Genomic DNA, 22,737 nt, shown 5'->3' with positions numbered 1-22,737 from the left:
CCCGTCGTCTCGGGTCGTCAGCGGACGAGGTCCGCCACCTCGTCGCGCACCCGGTGCGCCGCCGCGCGCAGGTCGGCGACGGCCGGGCCATGGCGGAGGATGTCGCGGGAGGACGCCGGCAGCACGTTCGGCAGGGCCTCGCCGAAGACGTCCTGCAGGGTCTGCACCGTCGCCCCCTGCGCACCCAGGCCGGGTGCCAGGATCGGGCCGTTGAGCCGGGAGAAGTCCAGCTCGCCGGGACGGATCGTGGCCCCGGCCACCACCCCGACGTGCCCCATGGGCTCAGCGTCCGCGTTCGTCTCCGCCGCCGAGTCCACGACGTACTGGGCGACCGTGTCACCGCTGCCGTGGACCGACTGCTGCAACCCCGCGCCCTCCGGGTTCGAGGTGCGGGCCAGCACGAACACGCCGCGACCGGTCTGCTCGGCCAGGCCGATCGCCGGGGCCAGCGACCCGTAGCCCAGGTACGGCGAGACCGTGATCGCGTCCGCCGCCAGCGGCGCGTGCTCGTCCAGGTAGGCCATCGCGTAGGCCGTCATGGTGGAGCCGATGTCGCCGCGCTTGACGTCGAGCAGCACCAGCGCACCGGCCTGCCGCGCCTCGCGGACCACCTTCTCCAGCACGGCGATCCCGGCCGAGCCGTAGGCCTCGAAGAACGCCGACTGCGGCTTGATCACCGCGACCTCACCGGCCAGCGCCTCCACCGCGGTCATCGCGAACCGCTCCAGCGAGCGCGCCGACTCGTCGAGGTCCCAGGCCAGCAGCAGCGACGGGTGCGGGTCGATGCCCGCGCACAGCGGACCGCGCGCCCGCACCGCGTCGCTGAGCCGCCGGCCGAAGCCGGCCCGCAGCGAGCCCGTCACCGCTGCTCACCGCCGCGCAGGGCGGCCTGCAGCGCCTGGAGCGGCCGGACCCCGATGTGGCCCTGGATCGCGGCCTCGATGCCCTGCACCGCTGCGGCCGCGCCCTGCACCGTGGTGATGCACGGGATGTCGCGGGACACCGCGGCGGTGCGGATCTCGTAGCCGTCGACCCGCGGCCCCGGGTTGCCGTAGGGGGTGTTGATCACCATGTCGACCTCGCCGGCCTTGATCAGCTCGACGACGTCGCGCTCCCCGTCCGCGGACTCGGTGTGCTTGGCGACCACAGTGGACGGGATCCCGTTGCGCCGCAGCACCTCCGACGTGCCGCTGGTGGCCAGGATCTCGAAGCCGAGGTCGGCCAGCCGCTTCACCGGGAACACCAGGGACCGCTTGTCCTTGTTGGCCACCGAGACGAACACCTTGCCCGACGTCGGCAGCGAACCGTAGGCCCCGGCCTGGGACTTGGCGAACGCCTGCCCGAACGAGGTGTCGATGCCCATCACCTCGCCGGTCGACTTCATCTCCGGGCCGAGCAGCGAGTCCACCCCGGCGCCCTCGCGGGTGCGGAACCGGTGGAACGGCAGCACCGCTTCCTTGACCGCCACCGGCGCGTCGGCTGGCAGGTCCGCGCCGTCGCCCGCGTCCGGCAGCATGCCCTCCGCGCGCAGGTCGGCGATCTTGGCGCCGAGCATGATCCGCGCCGCCGCCTTCGCCAGCGGGGCCGCGGTCGCCTTCGACACGAACGGCACGGTCCGCGAGGCGCGCGGGTTGGCCTCCAGCACGTACAGCACGTCGTCCTTGAGCGCGTACTGCACGTTGAGCAGGCCGTGCACGCCGATGCCGCGGGCGATGGCCTCAGTGGACCGACGCACCATCTCGATGTCCTGGCGCCCCAACGTGATCGGCGGCAGCGCGCACGCCGAGTCGCCGGAGTGGATGCCGGCCTCCTCGATGTGCTCCATCACGCCGCCGAGGTAGACGTCGGTGCCGTCGCACAGCGCGTCCACGTCGATCTCGATGGCGTCGTCGAGGAAGTTGTCCACCAGCACCGGGTGCTCGGGGGTGACCTCGGTGGCGCGGGCGATGTAGTTCTCCAGCGACGCCTCGTCGTAGACGATCTCCATGCCGCGACCGCCGAGCACGTAGGACGGCCGCACCAGCACCGGGTAGCCGATCTCGTCGGCGATCCGCTTGGCGCCCTCGAAGGACGTGGCGGTGCCGTACTTCGGTGCGGGAAGGCCGGCCCCGGCCAGCACGTCACCGAACGCGCCGCGGTCCTCGGCCAGGTGGATCGCCTCCGGCGGGGTGCCCACGATCGGCACCCCGGCCTCGGCCAGCCGCTTGGCCAGCCCCAGCGGGGTCTGGCCGCCCAGCTGCACGATCACGCCCGCGACCGTGCCGGACGCCTGTTCGGCGTGCACGACCTCCAGCACGTCCTCGAAGGTCAGCGGCTCGAAGTACAGCCGGTCCGAGGTGTCGTAGTCGGTGGAGACCGTCTCCGGGTTGCAGTTGACCATCACGGTCTCGTACCCGGCCTCGCGCAGCGCCATCGCGGCGTGCACGCAGGAGTAGTCGAACTCGATGCCCTGCCCGATGCGGTTCGGCCCCGAGCCGAGGATGATCACCTTCGGCCGCTCGCGCTGCTCGGCGACCTCCGACTCCGCCGCCGGGTCGGACTCGTAGGCCGAGTAGTGGTACGGCGTGCGGGCCTCGAACTCGGCCGCGCAGGTGTCCACCGTCTTGTACACCGGCCGCACGCCCAGCCGGTGCCGCAGCGCGCGGACGCCGTCCTCCCCGGCCAGTTCCGGCCGCAGCGCGGCGATCTGGCGGTCCGACAGCCCGGCCCGCTTGGCCCGGCGCAGCAGCGCCGAGTCCAGCACCGGGGCCGCCACCAACTCGGCGCGCAGCTCCACCCAGCTCGCGATCTGGTCGACGAACCACGGGTCGATGCCCGACGCCTCGTGCACCTGCTCCACCGAGGCGCCCAGCCGCAGCGCGCGCTCCACGGTGTAGAGGCGGCCGTCGTGCGGGGTGCGCAGCTGCTCCAGTGTGGACTCGAGGGTGGCGCCCTCGGGGTCGGGCTTGGTCCAGAAGCCCACCGCCGAGGTCTCCATCGAGCGCAGCGCCTTGCCCAGCGCCTCGGAGAAGCTGCGGCCGACGGCCATCGCCTCGCCGACGCTCTTCATCGTCGTGGTCAGTTCCTGGTCGGCGCCCGGGAACTTCTCGAAGGCGAACCGCGGCACCTTCACCACCACGTAGTCCAGCGTCGGCTCGAAGCTCGCCGGGGTCTCGCCGGTGATGTCGTTGCGGATCTCGTCCAGCGTGTAGCCCACCGCGAGCTTCGCGGCGATCTTGGCGATCGGGAAGCCGGTCGCCTTCGACGCCAGCGCCGAGGACCGCGACACGCGGGGGTTCATCTCGATGACGACCATCCGGCCGGTCTCCGGGTGGATGGCGAACTGGATGTTGCAGCCACCGGTGTCCACCCCGACCTCGCGCAGCACCGCGATGCCCACGTCGCGCATGCGCTGGTACTCGCGGTCGGTCAGCGTCATCGCGGGCGCCACCGTGACCGAGTCACCGGTGTGCACGCCCATCGCGTCGATGTTCTCGATCGAGCAGATGACCACCACGTTGTCGGCGTGGTCGCGCATCAGCTCGAGCTCGTACTCCTTCCAGCCGAGGACGCTCTCCTCGATGAGCACCTCGTGCACCGGCGACTCGGCCAGCCCGAAGGAGGCCATCCGCTCCAGCTCCTCCGGGGTGTGGGCCATGCCCGAGCCGAGGCCGCCCATGGTGAAGCTGGGCCGGATCACCACCGGCAGGCTGTGCGCCTCGACGAAGGCGCGCACGTCCTCCATGGACTTGCAGACCGCGGACTCCGGGACCTCGCCGCCCACGGTGCGCACGATGTCCTTGAACCGCTGCCGGTCCTCACCGCGCTGGATCGCCTTGACGTCGGCGCCGATCAGCTCGACGCCGTACTTCTCCAGCACCCCGCGGTCGTGCAGGGCCATCGCCGTGTTGAGCGCGGTCTGCCCGCCCAGCGTGGCCAGCAGCGCGTCCGGCCGCTCGGCGGCGATCACCTTCTCCACGAACTCGGGGGTGATCGGCTCGATGTAGGTGGCGTCGGCGAACTCCGGGTCGGTCATGATCGTCGCCGGGTTGGAGTTCACCAGCGAGACCCGGATGCCCTCCTCGCGCAGCACCCGGCAGGCCTGGGTGCCGGAGTAGTCGAACTCGCACGCCTGACCGATGACGATCGGCCCGGAACCGATGACGAGTACGTGCTTGATATCGGTCCTCTTCGGCATCAGCGGGTCTCCGTCATCAGGTCAACGAACTTGTCGAACAGCGGTGCGGCGTCGTGCGGACCCGCGGCCGCTTCGGGGTGGTACTGGACGCTGAACGCCGGGCCGTCGAGCAGCCGCAGGCCCTCGACGGCGCCGTCGTTGGCGCAGTGGTGGCTGACCACGGCGCGGCCGAAGTCGGTGTCGAACTCCTCCCCCGGCTCGCCCTCCACGGCGAAGCCGTGGTTCTGCGCGGTGATCGAGACCTTGCCGGTCTCGGCGTCGATCACCGGGATGTTGATGCCCCGGTGGCCGTAGCGCAGCTTGTAGGTGCCGCGGCCGAGCGCGCGGCCGAGGATCTGGTTGCCGAAGCAGATGCCGAACAGCGGCAGCTTGCGGTCCAGCGCGTGCCGGGCCAGCTCGACCTGCGCGTCGGTGGTGGCCGGGTCGCCCGGGCCGTTGGACAGGAACAGCCCGTCCGGCTCGACCGACAGCACGTCATCCACAGTGGACGACAGCGGCAGCACGTGCACCTCGATGCCGCGCTGGGACATCATCCGCGGCGTGTTCGACTTGATGCCCAGGTCCAGCGCGGCCACGGTGAACCGCTTCTCGCCGATCGCCGGCACCACGTAGGGCTCGGCGGTGGTGACGTCACCGGCCAGCGACGCGCCGACCATCTCCGCGCTGGCCTGGACCGCCGCGACCATCTCGTCGTCGGTGCCCAGCTCCGGGCCGGAGAAGATGCCACCGCGCATGGCGCCCAGCTCGCGGACGTGCCGGGTCAGGGTGCGGGTGTCGATGCCGGCGATGCCGACGATCCCCTGGCGCGCCAGCTCCTCGTCCAGGGAGCGGCGCGAGCGCCAGTTCGACGGCCGGCGCGCGGGGTCGCGCACGGCGTAGCCCGCGACCCAGATGCGCGCGGACTCGTCGTCCTCGTCGTTCCACCCGGTGTTGCCGATCTGCGGCGCGGTCTGCACCACGATCTGGCGGTGGTACGAGGGGTCGGTCAGGGTCTCCTGGTAACCGGTCATGCCGGTGGTGAAGACGACTTCGCCGAGGGTCCGGCCCACCGTGCCGTAGGCCTGCCCGCGGAAGATCCGGCCGTCCTCCAGCACCAGCGCGGCCGGGGTCTGGTCACTCATTTCTCCTCCTGCCGCGACTCGTCGGAGTCGCCGGTCGATCGTCCTTGCCGCGAGCCCGCGTCGGTGCCGTCGCTCGCGTCCGCGGGTGCCAGGGCGCGGATCGCCTCGACCCACTCGGTCTGCACGTCCTTGTCGTCGCCGCGGAACCCGGTGTCCAGCAGCACCTCGCCCAGCTGCCAGGTCACCACGACCAGGCCCGCACCGGGCACCACCTTGTTCGCCAGCTTGTGGTCCAGGCGGCAGTCCACCACCGACTCCGCGGGGATCCACAGGTCGCTGGCCCCGGTCCGCCGCACCAGCAGGCCCGAGGCGTGCAGGTGGGTGCTGCCGTTGGCGCGGTGGCCGATGTCGCCGACCACGACGCGGTCCTGCCAGTGGTCGGCCTTCGTGGTGCCGACGTACATGCCGGTGGCGGCGGGGCGCAGCTCCTCGCCCAGGTCGGCCGGGGGCACCGGGAACGCCGGCAGCTCCGCGGCCTGGCGGCGGGCCCGGTTGTGCCAGCCGCGCCACATCCCGTAGAAGACCAGCGCGGCCAGCGCAACCAGCGCGAGGACCCACAGGGTCCGTTCCATCAGCGCCTCACCTTGCCCTCGTGTGCGGTGAGCCGTCCGCGCAGCAGCGTCGCGACCACCCGGCCCGGCAGCTGCATGCCCTCGAACGGCGAGTTCTGCCCCAGGCTGGCCAGCTCCGCACCGCGCACCGTCCACTCGGCGTCGGGGTCGACCAGCACCAGGTTCGCGGGCTCGCCCACCGCGACCGGCCGGCCCTGGTCGGCCAGCCCGGCGATCTCGGCGGGGCGCTCGCTCATCACCCGCGCCACCCCGCGCCAGTCCAGCAGGCCCGAGCGCACCATCGTGCGCACGACGATGCTCAGGGCGGTCTGCAGGCCGAGCATGCCGGGCTTGGCCGCGGACCACTCGCAGTCCTTGTCCTGCGCCGCGTGCGGCGCGTGGTCGGTGGCCACGCAGTCCACGGTGCCGTCGGCCAGCGCCTGGCGCAGCGCCTGCACGTCGGCGTCGGTGCGCAGCGGCGGGTTGACCTTGTTGACCGGGTCGTAGGTCTCCAGCCGGTCGTCGGTCAGCAGCAGGTGGTGCGGCGTGACCTCCGCCGACACCCGGCCGGCGGTGTCCCGCGACTTCCACCAGCGCAGGATGTCCGCGGTGCCCGCGGTGGAGACGTGGCAGACGTGCAGCGCGCCCCCGGTGTGCCCGGCGAGCAGGCAGTCGCGCGCGACGATCGCCTCCTCGGCCGGGGCCGGCCAACCGGCCAGGCCCAGCCGCGCGGCGTTCGGGCCCTCGTGCGCCTGCGCGCCCACGGTCAGCCGCGGCTCCTCGGCGTGCTGCGCGACGACCCCGCCGAAGGACTTCGTGTACTCCAGCGCGCGCCGCATGACCAGCGGGTCGTGCACGCAGTGGCCGTCGTCGGAGAAGACCCGGACCTCGGCGGCGGAGCGCCGCATGGAGCCCAGCTCGGCGAGCTTCTCGCCCTCGAGCCCGACGGTCACCGCGCCCACCGGGTGCACGTCGACCAGGCCGATCTCGCGGCCGCGCCGCCACACGTGCTCCACGACCACCGCGTTGTCGGCGACCGGGTCGGTGTTCGCCATCGCGAAGACGGCGGTGTAGCCGCCCAGCGCCGCGGCGGCCGAGCCGGTCTCGACGGTCTCGGCGTCTTCGCGGCCCGGCTCCCGCAGGTGGGTGTGCAGGTCGACGAAGCCGGGCAGCAGCACCGCGCCGCCGGCGTGCACGATCTCGTCGGCGTCGACCTGGAGGTCCGCGCCGATCTCGGCGACGACCTCGCCGTCGACCAGCACGTCCACCGGGTCGCCCTCGCCGTACGGGCGGACGTCCTTCAACAACAGGCGGGTCATGCCCGTACCGCCTCTCCGCGATTCACAGTGGTGGTTGCGTCCGAAATCAGCCTCACGTCCCGCGGTTCCCTGTGGCCGGGTCGCGTCACGGTCCCCTGAGGTGCGGTTGAGCAGCGCTCGAGTGGGCACCGGTCGTTCATGCGCCGAGCTCCTCTCCCGCCAGCAGGTGGTAGAGCACCGCCATCCGCACGTGCACGCCGTTGCTGACCTGCTGGGTGATGGCGGCGCGCGGGGAATCGGCCACCGCGGGGGCGATCTCCATGCCGCGCAGCATCGGGCCGGGGTGCAGCACCACCGCGTGCTCCGGCAGCTTGTCCAGCCGCGCCTGGTTGAGCCCGTAGGCGATCGAGTACTCGCGGGCCGACGGGAAGAAGCCGCCGTGCATGCGCTCGGCCTGCACGCGCAGCACCATCACCGCGTCCAGCTTCGGCAGCTCCGGGTCCAGCTCGTGGCGCACCTCCGCGCCCCACTGCTCGGCCCCGGTCGGCACCAGCGTCGGCGGTGCGACCAGCACCACCTCGGCGCCCAGGGTGCGCAGCAGGTGCACGTTGGACCGCGCCACCCGGCTGTGCAGCAGGTCGCCGACGATCGCGATGCGGCGCCCGGCCAGCTCGCCCAGCCGCTCGCGCAGCGTCGCGGCGTCCAGCAGCGCCTGGGTCGGGTGCTCGTGCATGCCGTCACCGGCGTTGACGACCTGGCTGCCGACGCCGTCCAGCCAGCCGGCCAGCCGGTGCGCGGCCCCGGAGGCCGGGTGCCGGATGATCACGCAGTCGGCGCCCGCGGCGGCCAGCGTCAGCGCGGTGTCGCGCAGCGATTCGCCCTTGCCGACCGACGAGCTGCTCGCCGAGACGTTGATCACGTCGGCGCTCATCCACTTCCCGGCCACCTCGAAGGACACCCGGGTGCGCGTGGAGTTCTCGTAGAACAGGGTCACCACCGTGCGCCCGCGCAACGTCGGCAGCTTCTTCACCTCGCGCCCCAGCAGCGTCTGCTTGAGCGTGTCGGCGGTGTCGAGGACGCTGGTCGCGGTGGCCGCGTCCAGGCCCTCCGTGGACAGCAGGTGGCGCATCAGCGGTCCTCCTGCCTCTCGCTCGGGCAGGGGCGGACGTGGTCGGTCATCACGCCTCCTTCCCGCGCCGCAGCACCACGCGGTCCTGGCCGTCGGACTCGGCCAGCTGCACGGCGACGTCCTCGGAGCGCGAGGTGGGGATGTTCTTGCCGACGTAGTCGGCCCGGATCGGCAGTTCGCGGTGCCCGCGGTCGACGAGCACCGCCAGCTGCACGGCGCGGGGCCGCCCCTGGTCGCGCAGGGCGTCGAGGGCGGCGCGCACGGTGCGGCCGGAGAACAGCACGTCGTCGACGAGCACGACGAGCGCGTCGTCGATGCCGCTGACGGGCAGGTCGGTCGGCTCCAGCGGGCGGTTCGGGCGCTTGCGCAGGTCGTCCCGGTAGAGCGTGATGTCCAGGGCCCCGGTGGGCACCGTCACCCCGCTGAACTCGCTGATCTTGGCGGCCAGCCGCCGCGCCAGCGGGGCTCCCCTGGTCGGGATGCCCAGCAGCACCACGTCGCTGCTGCCGGTGTCCAGGGCGGTCTTCTCGATGATCTGGTGAGCGATCCGTGCGATCGTGCGCGCAACGTCACCGGTCGAGAGCAGTTCCCGCTGCTCGACCGGGTCCGCCGCGTCCGCCGCTCGGCGTGACGCCACGGTGTGACCTCCTTCTCCGCCTCACTGGACGGATCCTTAAAGGATGGTGTGTGAGCTGCCCCGCAGTCCCCGCCTCGCGAGCTCGGGCGGACCGCCGGGCTGCCTCGTACGCTATCAGCGTTCGGCCGTCAATCGTCCGGGTGGTGTGGCGGGACTCGCCCCATTGCCGACAAAGACCAACTTGACCTGGTGACGCTCGCGAGCGAACATTACTCTCCGTATCGATCTGAGCTTTGCTCCCCGGTCGGCGTTATCGGCTGACGGGGCGAACGAACGGAGAAACGCCACATGGGCGACTACGCCAAGGCGCTGGGCAGCAAGCTCCGCGCTATCCGCCAGCAGCAGGGTCTGTCGCTGCACGGCGTCGAGCAGAAGTCTGGCGGGCGGTGGAAGGCCGTGGTCGTCGGGTCCTATGAGCGCGGCGACCGTGCGGTGACCGTGCAGAAGCTGGCCGAGCTGGCCGACTTCTACGGTGTTCCGGTCGCAGAACTGCTTCCGGAAGGGCGGGTGCCCTCGGGCGCCGAGCCCGCCACCAAAGTCGTGATCAACCTCGAACGGCTGCAGCAGCTGCCAGCCGAGAAGGTCGGTCCGCTGGCCCGCTACGCGGCCACCATCCAGAGCCAGCGCGGTGACTACAACGGCAAGGTGCTGTCCATCCGCACCGAGGACCTGCGATCCCTGGCCATCATCTACGACATGACGCCAGGCGAGCTCACCGAGCAGCTCATCGACTGGGGCGTGCTCCCTCCGGAAGCCCGCCCAGCCCGCGAGGAGTGAGGAAGGCCGCTCGACGGGGGGCACCCCGCGCCCGCCAGGTGCGGGGGTGCCCTCCGGGGGCCGACCTGACCGCCTGAGCGCGGGCACGAGACGTGCGGAAGGGCACCTCCCACCGGCAGCGGCGGGAGGTGCCCTTTCGCGTGTTCCTGGCCCGCTCAGGCGGTCACTTGACCGTCTTGCGCAGGCGGTTCTTGATGCCTGCGATGCGCCCGAGGACGCCGTTGACGAACCGCGGCGAGTCGTCCGTGGACAGCGCCTTGACGAGCTCCACCGCTTCGTCGATCGCCACCGCAGGAGGCACGTCGTCGCTCCACAGCAGCTCGTAGAGGCCCAGTCGCAGCACCGAGCGGTCCACCGCCGGCATGCGCTCCAGCGACCAGCCCTCGGCGTGCTGGGTGAGCAGCTCGTCGATCCGGTCGCGGTTCTCCGCGACGCCCTCCACGAGGGTGACCGTGTAGTCGCTGACCGGAGGGACCTCCGGGGACCCGACCCGCTCGGACAGCAGGGTCACGGCGTCCACGCCACGCTGGTCCGCCTCGTAGAGGAAGTCCACCGCGCGCTTGCGCGCCTTGCTCCGTGAACCCACCTCACACCCTCTTCCCGGCCACACCAGCCGACGGGCGGGCGCTCATTTGCTGCTGACGCGGCTGAGGTACCGGCCGTCGCGCGGGTCGACCTTCACCTTGTCGCCGGTGTTGAGGAACAGCGGCACCTGGATCTCGGAACCGGTCTCCAGCTTGGCCGGCTTGGTGCCACCGGTGGAACGGTCGCCCTGCAGACCCGGGTCGGTGTGCTCGATGACCAGCTCGACGGCGGCCGGCATCTCGATGTAGAGCGGGTTGCCCTCGTGGCGGGCCACGACCACGTTGCTGTTCTCCAGCATGTAGTTCGCCGCGTCACCCACGACGTCCGCCGGGACGCTGATCTGGTCGTAGGTGTCCGGGTCCATGAACACGTAGTCGGTGCCGTCGTTGTAGAGGTAGGTCATCTCACGACGGTCGACGTTCGCGGTCTCCACCTTGACCCCGGCGTTGAAGGTCTTGTCCAGGACCTTCCCGGAGAGCACGTTCTTCAGCGTGGTGCGCACGAAGGCCCCGCCCTTGCCAGGCTTGACGTGCTGGAAGTTCACGACGGACCACAGCTGCCCGTCGAGGTTGAGCACCATTCCGTTCTTCAGGTCGTTCGTGGTGGCCACGTGGGGTTCTTCTCCTGTGGTGATGGCTTCGGGCGTGTTGCGCCGGATCGCGCCTCCGGCGTTCCGGCGCACCTGCAAGTGCGTCAGACTGCGACGAGCTCCTTCGTCGTCAAGGTGAGGAGCTCCGGCGTGCTGGGACGCACGACCAGCGTGTCCTCGATGCGGACCCCGCCCCGCCCTGCCAGATAAACGCCAGGCTCGACGGTGACCGCCATCCCGGCGCAGATTCTACCGTCCCCCCGCTGCGACAGGGTCGGTGCCTCGTGGATCTCCAGCCCGACGCCGTGCCCGAGGCCGTGCAGGAAGTGCTCGCCGTACCCGGCGTCTTCGATCACCTTCCGCGCCGCGGTGTCCACCGCGCGCACGTCGGTGTCGACCCGCACCGCGGCCCGCCCGGCGGCCTGCGAGGTGCGCACCAGCTCGTAGACCTCCCGCTGCCAGTCCGCCGGCTTGCCCAGCACCACGGTGCGGGTCATGTCGGAGTGGTAGCCGTCGACCAGGGCACCGAAGTCCATCTTCACGAAGTCCCCGGGGGCCAGCACCGCGTCGGACGGCCGGTGGTGCGGCACCGCGGAGTTCGGCCCGGCGGCGACGATCGTCTCGAACGACGGCCCGGCGGCGCCGTGGTCCCGCATCCGCGCCTCCAGCTCGCGCGCGACCTCCAGCTCGGTGCGGCCCGGCCGGAGCCCGCCGTGCTCGATCAGGTCGGCCAGCGCCCGGTCGGCGGCGGCGCAGGCCATCCGCAGCGCCTCGATCTCGAACTCGTCCTTGACCAGCCGCAGCTGCTCGACGTGCCCCGGGGCGCGCACCAGCTCGACGTCGCCCGCGGCGTCGGCCAGCACGTCGCGGCGGTCGACGGTGACGTGGTGGCTCTCGAAGCCGACGCAGCGGTGCTGCTCGGGCGCCGAGCCGATCCGCTCGGCCAGCGCCACGTCGCTCGCCCGGTCGATCACCCGCTCCAGGTCGGGCACCTGGTGCTCGGCCTGGGTCAGGTAGCGGCCGTCGGTGCAGAAGACCGTGCGCGACTCCGCACCCGGCTCGTCGGCGGCGTGCACCACCAGGGCGGCGTTGGAGCCGGTGAAGCCCGTCAGGTAGCGGATGTTGAGCAGGTCGGTCACCAGCATCGCGTCCAGGTCCTGCTCGCGCAGGCGGTCGCGGAGGGCTTGCCGTCGGTGGGAGTGCGCTTCGGACATGGTCCGGAGCCTAACCCCCGGGCCAGCGATCCGACCTGGTCAAGCCGAGGTCGGCGGGAAGCCGCCAGACCCTTGTGCGGACCGCGTCGTCGGTGCCGCGCGCTAGGGTTCGGCCATGTCGCTGTCGTGGAGCGCGGTGTCGAGCCCGGTCGGCGAACTGACCGTGGTCGCCGGGGAGACCGGGGTGCGCCAGGTGGCCTTCGCCGGCCCGGAGGCGGTGCTCGGCGCCCACGACGCGGAGCTGGACCGCGGGACCGGGGTGGCGGCCGAGGCCGCCCGGCAGCTCGACGAGTACTTCGCGGGGCGCCGCCGGGAGTTCGACGTGCCGATCGAGTGGGAGCTGCTCGACGGTCTGCGTAGGCACGTGCTGCGCACCCTGCACGACCTGGTGCCGTTCGGCGAGACGGTGAGCTACAAGCGGCTGGCGGAGCTGTCCGGGCGACCGGAGGCGTCCCGCGCGGTCGGCACGATCATGGGCAGCAACCCGGTCCCGGTGCTCGTGCCGTGCCACCGGGTGCTGGCCAGCGGCGGCGGGCTCGGCGGCTTCGGCCCGGGCCTGGAGGCCAAGCGCCGCCTGCTGGTGCTGGAGGGGGCGCTCGAGCCGAGCCTGCTGGAGCTGGACCTCCTCGGCCCCTGAACGGCTAGCGGACGGCGAGGAAGAGGTGGTAGGTCGTCTCGCGCCGGCCGAGCCGCACCGGGATCGCGCGCTCCTCGCAGCCGCCGAAGACCTCCTCGAGCGCGGCGCGCAGCTCCGGCGAGGTGTCGGCCGACCAGATCGCCAGCGTCCCGCCGTCGGACAGCTTCTCCGCGCAGCGGGCGAGGAACCCGGCGCGGTAGATCGCGGCGTTGGCGTCGAGGACGAGGTAGCCCGGGCCGTTGTCCACGTCGAGCAGCAGGACGTCGACGCTGCCCGCCGGCTGGGCGGTGATCACCTCGGCCACGTCGCCGACGTGGCAGCGCACCCGGTCGTCGCGCAGCACCCCGGCGGTCTGGGGCACCAGGCCCGCGCGGTGCCAGTCGAGCAGGTCCGGCTCGATCTCGACGACGTGCGCCTCGCGGACCCGCGGGTCGGCCAGCACCTCCTGCAGCGTGAAGCCCAGGCCGAGTCCGCCGACCAGCACCCGGAGGTCCGTCCCCTCCACCGCGCGCAGCGTGGCGGCGGCGAGCTCGCGTTCGGTCCCGGTGTGCGCGGTGTCCATGACGAACACGCCGTTGACCCGGAGCTCCACCGCGTCCCCCCGGCGCAGCAGCACGAGTTCGCCGCGTTCGGACCGCGCACGCGCGATCGCTCCATCCATCCCCGCCACGGTATCCGGCCGGCTACCGCGCGAGGCGCACCACCCGGTGCGGTTCCCGCCGTCGGCAAAAGCGGGAAACGCGGTAGGGATAACCCCCGAGGCCGCGAAGAGCCGCGGAACACGCCCAGAACCTCGGCGTTGTCCGGAAATGGCTCGTCGGCTGCGCCGGTCCGGGGAACGCCGGGCGCCACTTCGGCCTATTGGCGGTTGGTGAGGGCGCTCCCACCATTGTTGCGGCCCCGAACCAATTCCGACCGAAAGGATGCGCCGTGCTCAGCAGACGATCCTTCCTCGGCGGTGTCTCCGCCGCCGCCCTCGCCGTGCCCGCCCTGGGCGGCCTGGTCGCCTCCCCCGCGTCCGCGCTGGCCGGTCGCCGCGCGCCGGCGGTCCCGCTGCCGCTGACGATCGTGAACAACAGCGGGCAGTTCGACAACGCCTCGATCACCGTCTACATCGTCGGCACCAACCTCGACACCGGCGAGCAGTGCCGGGTCACCCCGGACGGCGAGCTGGTGCCGGTCTCCGAGTCCGACAACGGGTCGGACGGCTTCGCCGACTACAGCATCCCGCTGCAGAGCAGCGGTGACACCACGCTGGACCTGCCGAGCATGTCCGGGCGGATCTACTTCGCCCTCGGCGACAAGCTCAAGTTCAAGGTCGTCACCGACGGCGACGGCAAGCCCGCGCTGCAGTACCCGGCGGGCTGGGTGGAGAGCGACCCGAACTACCAGGTGCTGCACGACACCGTCGAGTTCACGCTCAAGGCCGACGGCATGTACTGCAACACCACCATGGTCGACATGTTCAGCGTGCCGCTGTCGATCCACCTGCAGGGCTCCGCGGACCAGACCACCGGCACGGTGCCCGCCGGCGGCCGCGAGCGGATCCTCAACGGTGTCGCCGAGCACCCCGACTTCGCCCAGCTGCGCCAGGACGACCTGCGGGTCATCGCGCCCGGCCACGGGCTGGACCAGGGCCTGTTCTCCGACACCTACTACGACGCCTACATCGACGAGGTCTGGACGAAGTACCAGAGCACCCAGCTGCGGGTGGACACCGACAACGGCAAGGTCTACACCGGCCAGGTCTCCGGCGACACCTTCAACTTCGACGGTGGCGTGCAGCCCATCGGCAAGCCGAGCACGCGCGACGTGCTGTTCTGCGACGGTGCGCTGGCCGCCCCGAACGACGGCGTCACCGGGCCGGTCGCGGCGATCCTGGGCGCGGGCTTCAACCGCTCGATCCTCCTGGACAGCCCCGACCAGCCCGGCACCGACCCGGCCGGCTTCTACCAGCACGACATCACCAACCACTACTCGAAGGTGATGCACGAGAACACCGAGGACGGCAAGGCCTACGGCTTCGCCTTCGACGACGTGGCCGGCTTCGCCTCCTACATCCAGGACGGCGCTCCGACGTCGATCACCGTGACCCTGACCCCGTGGTGATCGCTCCCGGCGCGCGGCGCTGGACCGCCACCGAGAAGGCCGTCGCCAGCAGGCACAGCAGGCCCGCGCCGTACCAGGCCGCGGCGTAGTCGCCGAACTGGTCGCGCACCACGCCGGCGATGCTGGCGATGGCCGCCGCGCCGACCTGGTGGGAGGCGAAGACCCAGCCGAAGACCACGGGCGCGCGCGGCCCGAACTGCGCCCGGCACAGCGCCATCGTCGGGGGCACCGTGGCCACCCAGTCCAACCCGTAGAACACCACGAACAGCACCATGCTCGGCCCCACCGAGGGCGCGAACAGCTGCGGCAGCACGAACAGCGACAGGCCGCGCAGGGTGTAGTAGGCGGCCAGCAGCACCCGCGGGTCGACCTTGTCGGTGAGCCAGCCGGACAGCACGGTGCCCACCACGTCGAACACGCCGATCACCGCGAGCAGCCCGGCGGCGGTGGTCGTCGGCATGCCGTGGTCGTGCGCGGCGGGCACGAAGTGCGTGTTGACCAACCCGGACGTGCTCGCCCCGCAGATCGCGAAACCACCGGCCAGCAGCCAGAAGGCCGGGGTGCGGGCGGCGTCGCGCAGCGCCCGCAGGGCACCGGCCGCCGGGTTGCCGGTGTCCCGCACCGGTTCCGGCTCGTCGCCGGTCGCGCCGTAGGCGGTGGTCCCGGCGTCGGCCGGGTGCTCGCGCATCACCAGCCGCACCAGCACCGCGACCAGCAGCGCCGTCGCCGCGATGGTCAGCGCGGCGACCCGCCACCCGAACCGCTCGACCAGGACCGCGGCCACCGGCAGGAACACCAGCTGCCCGGTCGCGCTGCCTGCGGTCAGCACCCCGCTGACCAGCCCGCGCCGCGCCACGAACCACCGGTCGACCACGGTGGACACGAAGGCCAGCGCCATCGACCCGGTGCCCAGGCCGACCAGCAGCCCCCAGCAGACCACCAGCTGCCAGCTCGCCGTCATGAGCACGGTGAGCCCGCTGCCCGCCGCGACCAGCACGAGCGCGGCCACCGTCACCCGCCGGATGCCGAAGCGGGCCATCAGCGCCGCGGCGAACGGCGCGGTGAGCCCGAAGAGCAGCAGGTTCAGCGAGACGGCGGCGGAGATCGTGCTGTGCGGCCAGCCGAACTCCGCGTGCAGGGGGTCCATGAACACACCGGGCACCGACCGGAACGCGGCGGCGCCCACCAAGGCGACGAAGGCGACGGCCGCGACCCACCACGCCGGGTGGACGCGCCGCGCAGGAACAGTCGTGATCATCACCCGACCAGCCTCGCCGGAACGGACCCTCCGAAACCAGTGGCCGGAGGGACAACATGTGGGAAGATCTGGCCATGACCGCTCAGCACCGCATCGCCGTCCTGGGACTGCCCGAGGTCGTCGGTTTCGACCTGGTGATCCCGTCGCAGATCTTCACCGGCGCCCTGGACGAGTCGGGCACGCCGCTCTACGACGTGCAGGTGTGCAGCTTCGACGGCGGCCCCATCGCCACCACCAAGGGGTTCGCCATCCAGCCCGGGACCGGCCCGGAGGCCCTGACCGCGCCGGACACGCTGATCGTCCCCGGCACCCACCTGGCGGGGCCGCGCACCGACGGCACCCTCGACCCGCGGCTGGCCGACTACCTGACCGGGCTGCCCTCCCGCACCCGGGTCATGTCGATCTGCACCGGGGCGTTCGTGCTCGCCGCGGCGGGCATGCTCGACGGCCGCCCGGCCACCACGCACTGGAAGCACGTGGACGACTTCCGGCGCCTGTACCCGAAGGTCCGCCTGGACCCGGACGTGCTGTTCGTCGACGACGGCGACGTGCTGACCTCGGCCGGGGTGGCGGCGGGCATCGACCTGTGCCTGCACGTGATCCGCCGCGACCACGGCAGCGAGGTGGCCAACCGCGCGGCCCGCGCCAGCGTGGTGCCGCCGTGGCGCGAGGGCGGCCAGGCCCAGTACGTCGAGCGACCGGTGCCGGGACCGGACGACAGCGGCACCTCAGGCACCCGCGCGTGGCTGCTGGAGCGCCTGGCCGAGCCGGTGACGCTGGAGCAGATGGCCGAGCACGCCGGGACGAGCGTGCGCACCTTCACCCGCCGGTTCCGCGACGAGACCGGCACCAGCCCGATGGACTGGCTGCTCCAGCAGCGCCTGGCGCACGCGCGCCACCTGCTGGAGACCACGGACCTGCCGATCGACGCGGTCGCCGAGCGCTCCGGCCTGAGCACGGCGTCCTCCCTGCGCAAGCACCTGCGCCACCGCCTCGGCACCAGCCCGGCCACCTACCGCCGCACCTTCCGCTCCTGACCCGGCTCTGTCCCCGAACGTGGGTGGCGGGAAGGGCACCTCCCGCCGACCCTCGTACTTCCCCGCTACTCCGAGGGAAACCGGACGTGCGGTTCCCGTCGAGATCGCGTCACCGCGGACGGCGGCGCGTCCGCTCGGGGGCCGGTCCCCCCGGGTCAGCCGGCGACGCCGGGTTGGATGGTCTGCACGGTGAGCTGGTGGCTCGGGACGCCCTCGCCGGCGCAGCCGTTGCGCTCCTGGTCGAACGGGATGAACAGCGACGCGGTCTCCTGCGGCGGGTAGACCCGCAAGCCCTTGGCCGGTTCCGCCTGGCACTGGGCCGGGTCGAAGTTCTCCACCCGGGCGAACTTGATGATCGCCGAGGCCTTGTCGCCGGACGCGAGGTTGATCTCCTCGCCCTTCTTGCCGTCGCGGAACGCGGCCTCGCCGATCTGGTGGCCGTCCTCCCCGCCGACGTAGGACACCCCGGGGAACCCGTGCAGGACGCAGTTGTGCGGGCTCACGTTGGTGAAGATGAGCGGCTGGTAGGTGCTGCCCGCGGCGCTGTCGGCCTCGCCGAACGCGAGCGTCAGGTCGCTCGCCCCGCACAACGGGTCACCCACCGCCTGGCCGTCCTGCTGCGGCGCGGTCGACCCCTCGTCCGGGGCCGCCGACGGCACCACCGCGTTGTTCCCGGCGTCGTCACCGACCACGGGCTGCCGGGCGTCCTCCCCCGCGGCCGGTCCACCCGACCCGCCGGGGCTGCACGCGGTCAGCCCGACCGCCAGCGCTGCTGCCGCCACCGCGAGAACCTTCGCCCGAACCATCGCTTGAACCCTTCCTCGCACCGTCTTTCCGACCAGGAGACGCCTGGGGCGCGAGGAGGTTGCGTCGAACTCCGGTCACCCACCGGATCGGCGCGGCGTGGCCGAGCGCACGCGGTAGGACTCCGGTGGCCGCACGAGCGCGTCGGGGTCCCCGGTGTACTCGACGTCCACACCGTACTGCTCGCGCGCGGCCGCGATGCTGACGTAGCCGTTGACCACGTCGTCGAGCACCCGCTCGACCGGCCGCGCGAGGGGGTCGCCGTGACCGCCGCCGCCCGGGAACCGCAGCTGCACCACGGCGTCCGGGTCGAGCCGGACCAGCTGCTTGCGCGGCAGGTCCCGCCCCGTGCGCAGGTCGGTGAACGACCCGGGCGCACCCGCCGCGCCCGCTCCCGCGCCGCGCGCGGGGAAGTCGACCCGGTCGATGTTGGCGTTGACCGTCCACTCGTGACCGCCGTGCCGGGTGATCTCCACCACCTGCCCCAGCCCGCCGCGGAACCGCCCCGCACCGCCGGAGTCCGGCCGCAGCTCGCGGCGCCGCTGCACCAGCGGGGTCAGCGTCTCCAGCACCTCCGTCGGCGCAGCGCGCACGCCGGTGGGGAACCCGGTGGTGTTCAGCCCGTCCTTGTCCGGGCGCGCCCCGGTCCCGCCCGCGCCGAAGACGGTGAGGGTGAACGGGCGCGGCTCGTCGATCCCGCCACCCCGCCACACCGTCATCCACAGCGCGTCGGCGCTCATCGCGGGCAGCCCGCCGGACACCGCCGGGCGCAGCGCCTCGAACAGCAGGCTGGGCAGGAAGTGCCCGATGAGGTGCCGGGACGCCACGGGAGCCGGTTCGACGCAGTTGAGCACCGAGCCGCGCGGCGCGGTCACCGCCACGGGGCGGAACGACCCGGCGTTGTGCGGCACCTCCGGGGCCAGCGCCGCCTTGATCGCGAACGAGGTGTAGGCGTGCGTGTAGTTGAGCACGACGTTGATGCCGTGCCGCGACTGCGGTGAGGACCCGGAGTAGTCGATGTGGACGGTGTCGCCGGTGACGTCGACGGTCACCTCCAGGTGGATCGGTTCGCCGTCGAAGCCGTCGGAGTCCGCGCTCGCCTGGTAGCGGCCGTCCGGGACGGCCCGCAGCGCGGCGCGCAACGCCTGCTCCGAGCGGTGCATGATCTCGGCCGCCACCTCGTCCACGCCGTCCAGCCCGAACTCGTCCAGCACCCGGTTGAGACTGCGGATGCCGACCTGGTTGGCGGCCACCTGGGCGTAGATGTCGCCCATCGTCTCGTCGGGCGTGCGGACGTTGGCCCGGATCAACCGCTCCAGCGTCTCGTCGGGCCCGTCCGCGGTGCGCAGCTTGAGGATCGGCAGCCGCAGCCCCTCCTCGAAGACCTCCGCCGCGGCCGCGGACAGGATGCGTCCACCGATGTCGGGCGAGTGGCAGCAGCTGGCGAACCACGCGACCACCCGCCCGTCGCGGAACGCCGGGGTGGCCACCGTGATGTCGTTGACCTGCCCGGAGGTCATCCACGGGTCGTTGGTGATGAGCACGTCGCCGTCGGCCAGGGTCTCCGGCGGGTGCGCGGCGACGATGTGCCGCATCCCGGTCGCCATGGCGTTGATGTGCCCGGGGGTGCCGCCGCTGGACTGCCCGATCATCTCGCCGGCGGAGTCGAACACCGCGCACGCCAGGTCCATCGACTCGCGCACCACCGGGCTGAAGGCCGTGCCGACCAGCGCGGCCTGCTGCTCGTCGAGCAGCGAGTGCAGCCGGTTCGCGACCAGTCCGACGACCACCGGGTCGACGCGTCGGCTCATCGGGGCCCTCCTGCGGTGAAGTCGACGACGATGCTGCTGTCGGCCTCGACCGAGCACCGGGCGCCCGGCGGCACGAGCAGGGTGGCTTCCCGCTCCTCCACCAGCGCCGGTCCCTCGAGCACGGTCCCGGGGGCCAGCCGGTAGCGGTCGTAGACCGCCGTCGACCGGTACCCGTCGGGCGCGAAGTAGGCGTCGCGGTGACCGAGCAACGCACCGCTCCCGTCCGATGTGGACTCGAAGCCGAGGTGGGCGCGGGGTCGCGGGCCGCTGGCGGTGACGCGCCAGGTGAGCAGTTCCGGTTCGACGCCGCTCGGCGCCACGGTGCCGAAGCGCTGCGCGTACTGGTCCCGGAACGCGGCGAGCACCGCGTCCCGCCAGCCCGGCCCGTCCGGCGGCGGCACCGGCACCTCGATCTCACCGCCCTGCCCGACGTAGCGCATCTCCAGCGTCCGCTCACAGGTCACGTCCACGTCGGACACACCGGAGGCCACCAGGACGTCGGTGCCCTCCCGGGCCATCTCGGCGAACAGCGCGGCGGCCGCGTCCACGTCGAGCTCGCTCAGCAGCGCGTGCCGCGACCGGACGATGTCGATCGACATCGGCGCGGACAGGAAACCGAGCGCACTGAGCACCCCCGCCGCCGGGGGCGCGACCACCGCCGGAGCGCCCAGCGCCCGCGCCACGCCGGGACCGTGCAGCGGTCCGTTGCCGCCGGAGACGAAGACCGGCAGGCGCCCGGGGTCCTGGCCCCGCTCGACGGCGTGCACCCGGGCCGCGTTGGCCATGTTCTCGTTCGCCGTGGTGTGCACGCCCCACGCCGCTTCCGCCACGGACACGCCCAGCGGCTCGGCGATCTGCTCCTTGACCGCGGCCTCCGCTGCGGCCGCGTCCAGGTCCATCTCCCCGCCGAGGAACCGCGCCGGGTCGAGGTAGCCGAGCACGACGTCGGCGTCGGTCACGGTGCACCGGGTGCCGCCGCGGCCGTAGCAGACCGGGCCCGGCTCCGAGCCCGCCGAGTCCGGGCCGACGGTGATGAGCCCGAGCGGGTCCACCCGGGCGATCGACCCACCGCCGGTGCCGATCTCGATCATGTCGATGACCGGGGCGCGCACCGGCAGGCCCGAGCCGGCGCGCAGCCGGTACACCCGGTCCACCTCGAAGGTGTGGGTGACCAGCGGGCGGTGGCGCTCGACGACGCAGAGCTTGGCGGTGGTGCCGCCCATGTCGAAAGCGAGCTGGTCGGGCCGCCCGGCGGCGCGGCCGAAGGCGACGGCGCCCAGCGCGCCGCCCGCGGGGCCGGACTCCAGCATCCGGATCGGGAACCGCCGGGCCGTCTCCAGCGCGGCGACGCCACCGTGGGACAGCATGATCAGCGGGTCGGTGCGCACCCCGCAGCGGCGCAGCCGCTCCCGCAGGTCGGCGAGGTAGGTCTCGACCAGCTGCTGGACGTAGACGTTGGCGAGGGTGGTGGAGGTCCGCTCGTACTCGCGGATCTCCGGGTTGACCTCGCAGGACAGCGCCACCCGCAGCTCCGGGGCGACCTCGTCGAGGACCTCCCGCGCCCGCCGTTCGTGCTCGCCGTTGGTGTGGCTGTGCAGGAAGCACACGGCCACCGCCGTCACCCCGGCCGCGGCGAGCTCGACGCCCAGCCGCCGCACGGTGTCGACGTCCAGCGGGGTCAGCACCGTGCCGTCGGCCCGCAGCCGCTCCCGCACCCCGAAGCGCAGGTGCCGGGGCACCAGCGGCCGGGGCAGCTCCAGTCCCAGGTCGTAGAGCTCGTAGCGGTGCTCGCGGCCCATCTCGACCACGTCGCGGAAGCCCTCGGTGGTCAGCAGCGCGGTGCGTGCGCCGCGGCGCTCGATCAGGGCGTTGGTCACCAGCGTGGTGCCGTGCACGACGGTGGTGATGGCGGCGGGGTCGAGCCGGTGCTCCTCGAGGGTCTGCCGCAGCACCTGCTCCACCGCGGCCGCCGGTTCGCGGTGGGTGGTCAGGGTCTTGCCGACGGCGACGATCCCGCGGTCGTCGAGGACGGCCAGGTCGGTGAACGTGCCACCGATGTCCACCCCGACCCGCAGCGGACGTGGGTCTGCCATGGGAATCCTCCGCTTCGACGCGCAGCGCCAGAGCGTACGGATCGTCTGACGATCTGGCAACGGATCGTCGGACGATCCGCGGCGCCGACCGGGTAAGCTGAGCGGCGAGGACGCGCCGTGCGCGAGGACAGCGAGAGGGACCCACGTGACCGACTCCAGCGGTGCCGCCAGCCGGGTGGCCGACGCGCTGCGCGCCCAGATCGCCGCGGGCGCGCTCGTGCCCGGCATGCGGCTGTCCGAGGAGCGGGTCAAGCAGGAGCACGGGGTCTCCCGGAGCACGCTGCGGGAGGCCTTCCGGCTGCTGATCCGGGAACGCCTGCTGGTCCACGAGCTCAGCCGCGGGGTGTTCGTCCGCCAGCTCTCCCGGCAGGACGTCGCCGACCTCTACGAGGTCCGCCGCGTCGTCGAGTGCGCCGCGCTGCGGCACATCCGCAGCCTGGACCCGGCCGGCCTGCGGCGGGTCGCCGCCGCGGTCAAGGACGGGCGGGAGGTCGCGGAGCGGGGGGACTGGGACGCCGTGGCGGCGGCGAGCATCCGCTTCCACGAGGCGCTCGTCGCGCTCGCCGGGAGCCCGCGGCTCAACGCGCTGGTCAGCGACGTGCTCGCCGAGTTCCGGCTCGCCTACGCGCACATGCGGGACACCCAGGTGTTCCACGCGGCCTTCCTCAAGCGCAACGCCGAGATCGCCGAGACCCTCGGCAGGGGCGACATCGAGGCTGCGGCGGAGATGCTGGACGACTACCTGGTCGACGCGGAGAAGGCCCTCCAGGACCACTTCGTCGACTGACCCCCGGAGGTCGGCTGGTCCCCCGCCCCGGCCGACCGCCTCCGCCGAGCCGACGCCTCCGCGATCCCGGGACCTCCCACCCCGCCGTGCCCGCCGCTCGAGCGACACCCCCGCGGTCACCGGTGGACGCGACTCCCACGGGGACCGGACGTCTGATCTCCG

Annotated in this window: 20 protein-coding genes; 5 read left to right on the top strand and 15 right to left on the bottom strand. The window is 72.7% G+C overall.

Going from position 1 to position 22,737, the window contains the following annotated elements:
* Nucleotides 1-17: 17 nt before the first annotated feature.
* The 7 genes from pyrF to pyrR all read right to left on the bottom strand — a co-directional run bounded on the left by pyrF (nt 18) and on the right by pyrR (nt 8,874).
* The gene (gene pyrF, locus HNR68_RS11595; protein ID WP_343050075.1) at nt 18-863 is read right to left on the bottom strand and encodes an orotidine-5'-phosphate decarboxylase; all 846 of its coding nucleotides are present in this window, start codon (nt 861-863) and stop codon (nt 18-20) included.
* Nucleotides 860-4,177: a carbamoyl-phosphate synthase large subunit gene (gene carB, locus HNR68_RS11590; RefSeq protein WP_179720334.1), complete on the bottom strand. Its 3,318-nt coding sequence runs from the start codon at nt 4,175-4,177 to the stop codon at nt 860-862. The genes pyrF and carB overlap by 4 nt, the downstream gene beginning before the upstream one ends.
* Nucleotides 4,177-5,298: a glutamine-hydrolyzing carbamoyl-phosphate synthase small subunit gene (gene carA, locus HNR68_RS11585; protein ID WP_179720332.1), complete on the bottom strand. Its 1,122-nt coding sequence runs from the start codon at nt 5,296-5,298 to the stop codon at nt 4,177-4,179. The genes carB and carA overlap by 1 nt, the downstream gene beginning before the upstream one ends.
* Entirely contained in the window at nt 5,295-5,870 is a 576-nt protein-coding gene (locus HNR68_RS11580; protein ID WP_246330432.1) for a PH-like domain-containing protein, read from the bottom strand. Before HNR68_RS11580 ends, carA begins: the two co-directional genes overlap by 4 nt.
* Nucleotides 5,870-7,168: a dihydroorotase gene (locus HNR68_RS11575; RefSeq protein WP_179720330.1), complete on the bottom strand. Its 1,299-nt coding sequence runs from the start codon at nt 7,166-7,168 to the stop codon at nt 5,870-5,872. The genes HNR68_RS11580 and HNR68_RS11575 overlap by 1 nt, the downstream gene beginning before the upstream one ends.
* Nucleotides 7,169-7,304: 136 nt before the next feature.
* Nucleotides 7,305-8,237 carry an aspartate carbamoyltransferase catalytic subunit gene (locus tag HNR68_RS11570; protein ID WP_179720328.1) on the bottom strand — a complete coding sequence of 311 codons (933 nt, stop codon included), beginning with the start codon at nt 8,235-8,237 and terminating at the stop codon, nt 7,305-7,307.
* Between the two features lie 49 nt (nt 8,238-8,286).
* Nucleotides 8,287-8,874 (bottom strand): bifunctional pyr operon transcriptional regulator/uracil phosphoribosyltransferase PyrR, encoded by a 588-nt coding sequence (pyrR, locus tag HNR68_RS11565; RefSeq protein ID WP_179720326.1) that lies wholly within the window; start codon nt 8,872-8,874, stop codon nt 8,287-8,289.
* A gap of 288 nt (nt 8,875-9,162) precedes the next feature.
* On the opposite strand from pyrR, the gene bldD reads away from it, so the two are divergent.
* Nucleotides 9,163-9,651, top strand: coding sequence for a transcriptional regulator BldD (bldD, locus tag HNR68_RS11560; RefSeq protein WP_010311046.1), 489 nt, complete (start codon nt 9,163-9,165; stop codon nt 9,649-9,651).
* A gap of 163 nt (nt 9,652-9,814) precedes the next feature.
* Here the strand turns inward: bldD and nusB are convergent, their stop codons facing one another.
* The 3 genes from nusB to HNR68_RS11545 all read right to left on the bottom strand — a co-directional run bounded on the left by nusB (nt 9,815) and on the right by HNR68_RS11545 (nt 12,039).
* A complete protein-coding gene (gene nusB, locus HNR68_RS11555; protein ID WP_179720324.1) occupies nt 9,815-10,237 on the bottom strand; it encodes a transcription antitermination factor NusB in 423 nt (140 codons plus the stop codon).
* Nucleotides 10,238-10,279: 42 nt separating this feature from the next.
* On the bottom strand, nt 10,280-10,846 hold the full coding sequence (gene efp, locus HNR68_RS11550) for an elongation factor P (RefSeq protein WP_179720322.1): 567 nt from the start codon (nt 10,844-10,846) through the stop codon (nt 10,280-10,282).
* 83 nt (nt 10,847-10,929) lie between these two features.
* The gene (locus tag HNR68_RS11545) at nt 10,930-12,039 is read right to left on the bottom strand and encodes a M24 family metallopeptidase (RefSeq protein WP_179720320.1); all 1,110 of its coding nucleotides are present in this window, start codon (nt 12,037-12,039) and stop codon (nt 10,930-10,932) included.
* A 115-nt stretch (nt 12,040-12,154) separates the two neighbouring features.
* On the opposite strand from HNR68_RS11545, the gene HNR68_RS11540 reads away from it, so the two are divergent.
* Complete coding sequence (locus HNR68_RS11540; protein ID WP_179720318.1) at nt 12,155-12,676, top strand: methylated-DNA--[protein]-cysteine S-methyltransferase; 522 nt, start codon at nt 12,155-12,157, stop codon at nt 12,674-12,676.
* Between the two features lie 4 nt (nt 12,677-12,680).
* Here HNR68_RS11540 and HNR68_RS27155 read toward each other — a convergent pair whose 3' ends face one another.
* Entirely contained in the window at nt 12,681-13,337 is a 657-nt protein-coding gene (locus HNR68_RS27155) for a spermidine synthase (protein WP_179720316.1), read from the bottom strand.
* Between the two features lie 269 nt (nt 13,338-13,606).
* Between HNR68_RS27155 and HNR68_RS11530 the strand changes: the two genes are divergently transcribed.
* Nucleotides 13,607-14,785, top strand: a complete 1,179-nt coding sequence (locus HNR68_RS11530; RefSeq protein WP_179720314.1) for a beta-1,3-glucanase family protein — start codon at nt 13,607-13,609, stop codon at nt 14,783-14,785.
* Here the strand turns inward: HNR68_RS11530 and HNR68_RS11525 are convergent.
* Complete coding sequence (locus HNR68_RS11525) at nt 14,760-16,043, bottom strand: MFS transporter (RefSeq protein ID WP_179720312.1); 1,284 nt, start codon at nt 16,041-16,043, stop codon at nt 14,760-14,762. The genes HNR68_RS11530 and HNR68_RS11525 overlap by 26 nt on opposite strands.
* A 74-nt stretch (nt 16,044-16,117) precedes the next feature.
* On the opposite strand from HNR68_RS11525, the gene HNR68_RS11520 reads away from it, so the two are divergent.
* On the top strand, nt 16,118-17,080 hold the full coding sequence (locus HNR68_RS11520) for a GlxA family transcriptional regulator (protein ID WP_179720310.1): 963 nt from the start codon (nt 16,118-16,120) through the stop codon (nt 17,078-17,080).
* 155 nt (nt 17,081-17,235) lie between these two features.
* Here the strand turns inward: HNR68_RS11520 and HNR68_RS11515 are convergent, their stop codons facing one another.
* The 3 genes from HNR68_RS11515 to HNR68_RS11505 all read right to left on the bottom strand — a co-directional run bounded on the left by HNR68_RS11515 (nt 17,236) and on the right by HNR68_RS11505 (nt 21,788).
* Nucleotides 17,236-17,862, bottom strand: a complete 627-nt coding sequence (locus tag HNR68_RS11515) for a DUF4232 domain-containing protein (RefSeq protein ID WP_343050074.1) — start codon at nt 17,860-17,862, stop codon at nt 17,236-17,238.
* Nucleotides 17,863-17,961: 99 nt separating this feature from the next.
* Nucleotides 17,962-19,695, bottom strand: coding sequence for a hydantoinase B/oxoprolinase family protein (locus tag HNR68_RS11510; RefSeq protein ID WP_179720306.1), 1,734 nt, complete (start codon nt 19,693-19,695; stop codon nt 17,962-17,964).
* On the bottom strand, nt 19,692-21,788 hold the full coding sequence (locus HNR68_RS11505; protein WP_179720304.1) for a hydantoinase/oxoprolinase family protein: 2,097 nt from the start codon (nt 21,786-21,788) through the stop codon (nt 19,692-19,694). The genes HNR68_RS11510 and HNR68_RS11505 overlap by 4 nt, the downstream gene beginning before the upstream one ends.
* A gap of 145 nt (nt 21,789-21,933) precedes the next feature.
* On the opposite strand from HNR68_RS11505, the gene HNR68_RS11500 reads away from it, so the two are divergent.
* Complete coding sequence (locus HNR68_RS11500; protein ID WP_343050073.1) at nt 21,934-22,575, top strand: GntR family transcriptional regulator; 642 nt, start codon at nt 21,934-21,936, stop codon at nt 22,573-22,575.
* Nucleotides 22,576-22,737: the final 162 nt, after the last annotated feature.

Origin of the sequence: Saccharopolyspora hordei, assembly GCF_013410345.1 — a bacterium.
GTDB lineage: Bacteria > Actinomycetota > Actinomycetes > Mycobacteriales > Pseudonocardiaceae > Saccharopolyspora > Saccharopolyspora hordei.
The sequence above is the reverse complement of the archived record's forward strand: the minus strand, read 5'-3'. Positions and strand labels throughout refer to the sequence as shown.

Coding starts and splice junctions, on each gene's coding strand:
- carB (WP_179720334.1), bottom strand. CDS start 4,177: ATGCCGAAGAGGACCGATATCAAGCACGTACTCGTCATCGGTTCCGGG.
- carA (WP_179720332.1), bottom strand. CDS start 5,298: ATGAGTGACCAGACCCCGGCCGCGCTGGTGCTGGAGGACGGCCGGATC.
- HNR68_RS11580 (WP_246330432.1), bottom strand. CDS start 5,870: ATGGAACGGACCCTGTGGGTCCTCGCGCTGGTTGCGCTGGCCGCGCTG.
- HNR68_RS11575 (WP_179720330.1), bottom strand. CDS start 7,168: ATGACCCGCCTGTTGTTGAAGGACGTCCGCCCGTACGGCGAGGGCGAC.
- HNR68_RS11570 (WP_179720328.1), bottom strand. CDS start 8,237: ATGCGCCACCTGCTGTCCACGGAGGGCCTGGACGCGGCCACCGCGACC.
- bldD (WP_010311046.1), top strand. CDS start 9,163: ATGGGCGACTACGCCAAGGCGCTGGGCAGCAAGCTCCGCGCTATCCGC.
- HNR68_RS11545 (WP_179720320.1), bottom strand. CDS start 12,039: ATGTCCGAAGCGCACTCCCACCGACGGCAAGCCCTCCGCGACCGCCTG.
- HNR68_RS11540 (WP_179720318.1), top strand. CDS start 12,155: ATGTCGCTGTCGTGGAGCGCGGTGTCGAGCCCGGTCGGCGAACTGACC.
- HNR68_RS27155 (WP_179720316.1), bottom strand. CDS start 13,337: ATGGATGGAGCGATCGCGCGTGCGCGGTCCGAACGCGGCGAACTCGTG.
- HNR68_RS11525 (WP_179720312.1), bottom strand. CDS start 16,043: ATGATCACGACTGTTCCTGCGCGGCGCGTCCACCCGGCGTGGTGGGTC.
- HNR68_RS11520 (WP_179720310.1), top strand. CDS start 16,118: ATGACCGCTCAGCACCGCATCGCCGTCCTGGGACTGCCCGAGGTCGTC.
- HNR68_RS11510 (WP_179720306.1), bottom strand. CDS start 19,695: ATGAGCCGACGCGTCGACCCGGTGGTCGTCGGACTGGTCGCGAACCGG.
- HNR68_RS11505 (WP_179720304.1), bottom strand. CDS start 21,788: ATGGCAGACCCACGTCCGCTGCGGGTCGGGGTGGACATCGGTGGCACG.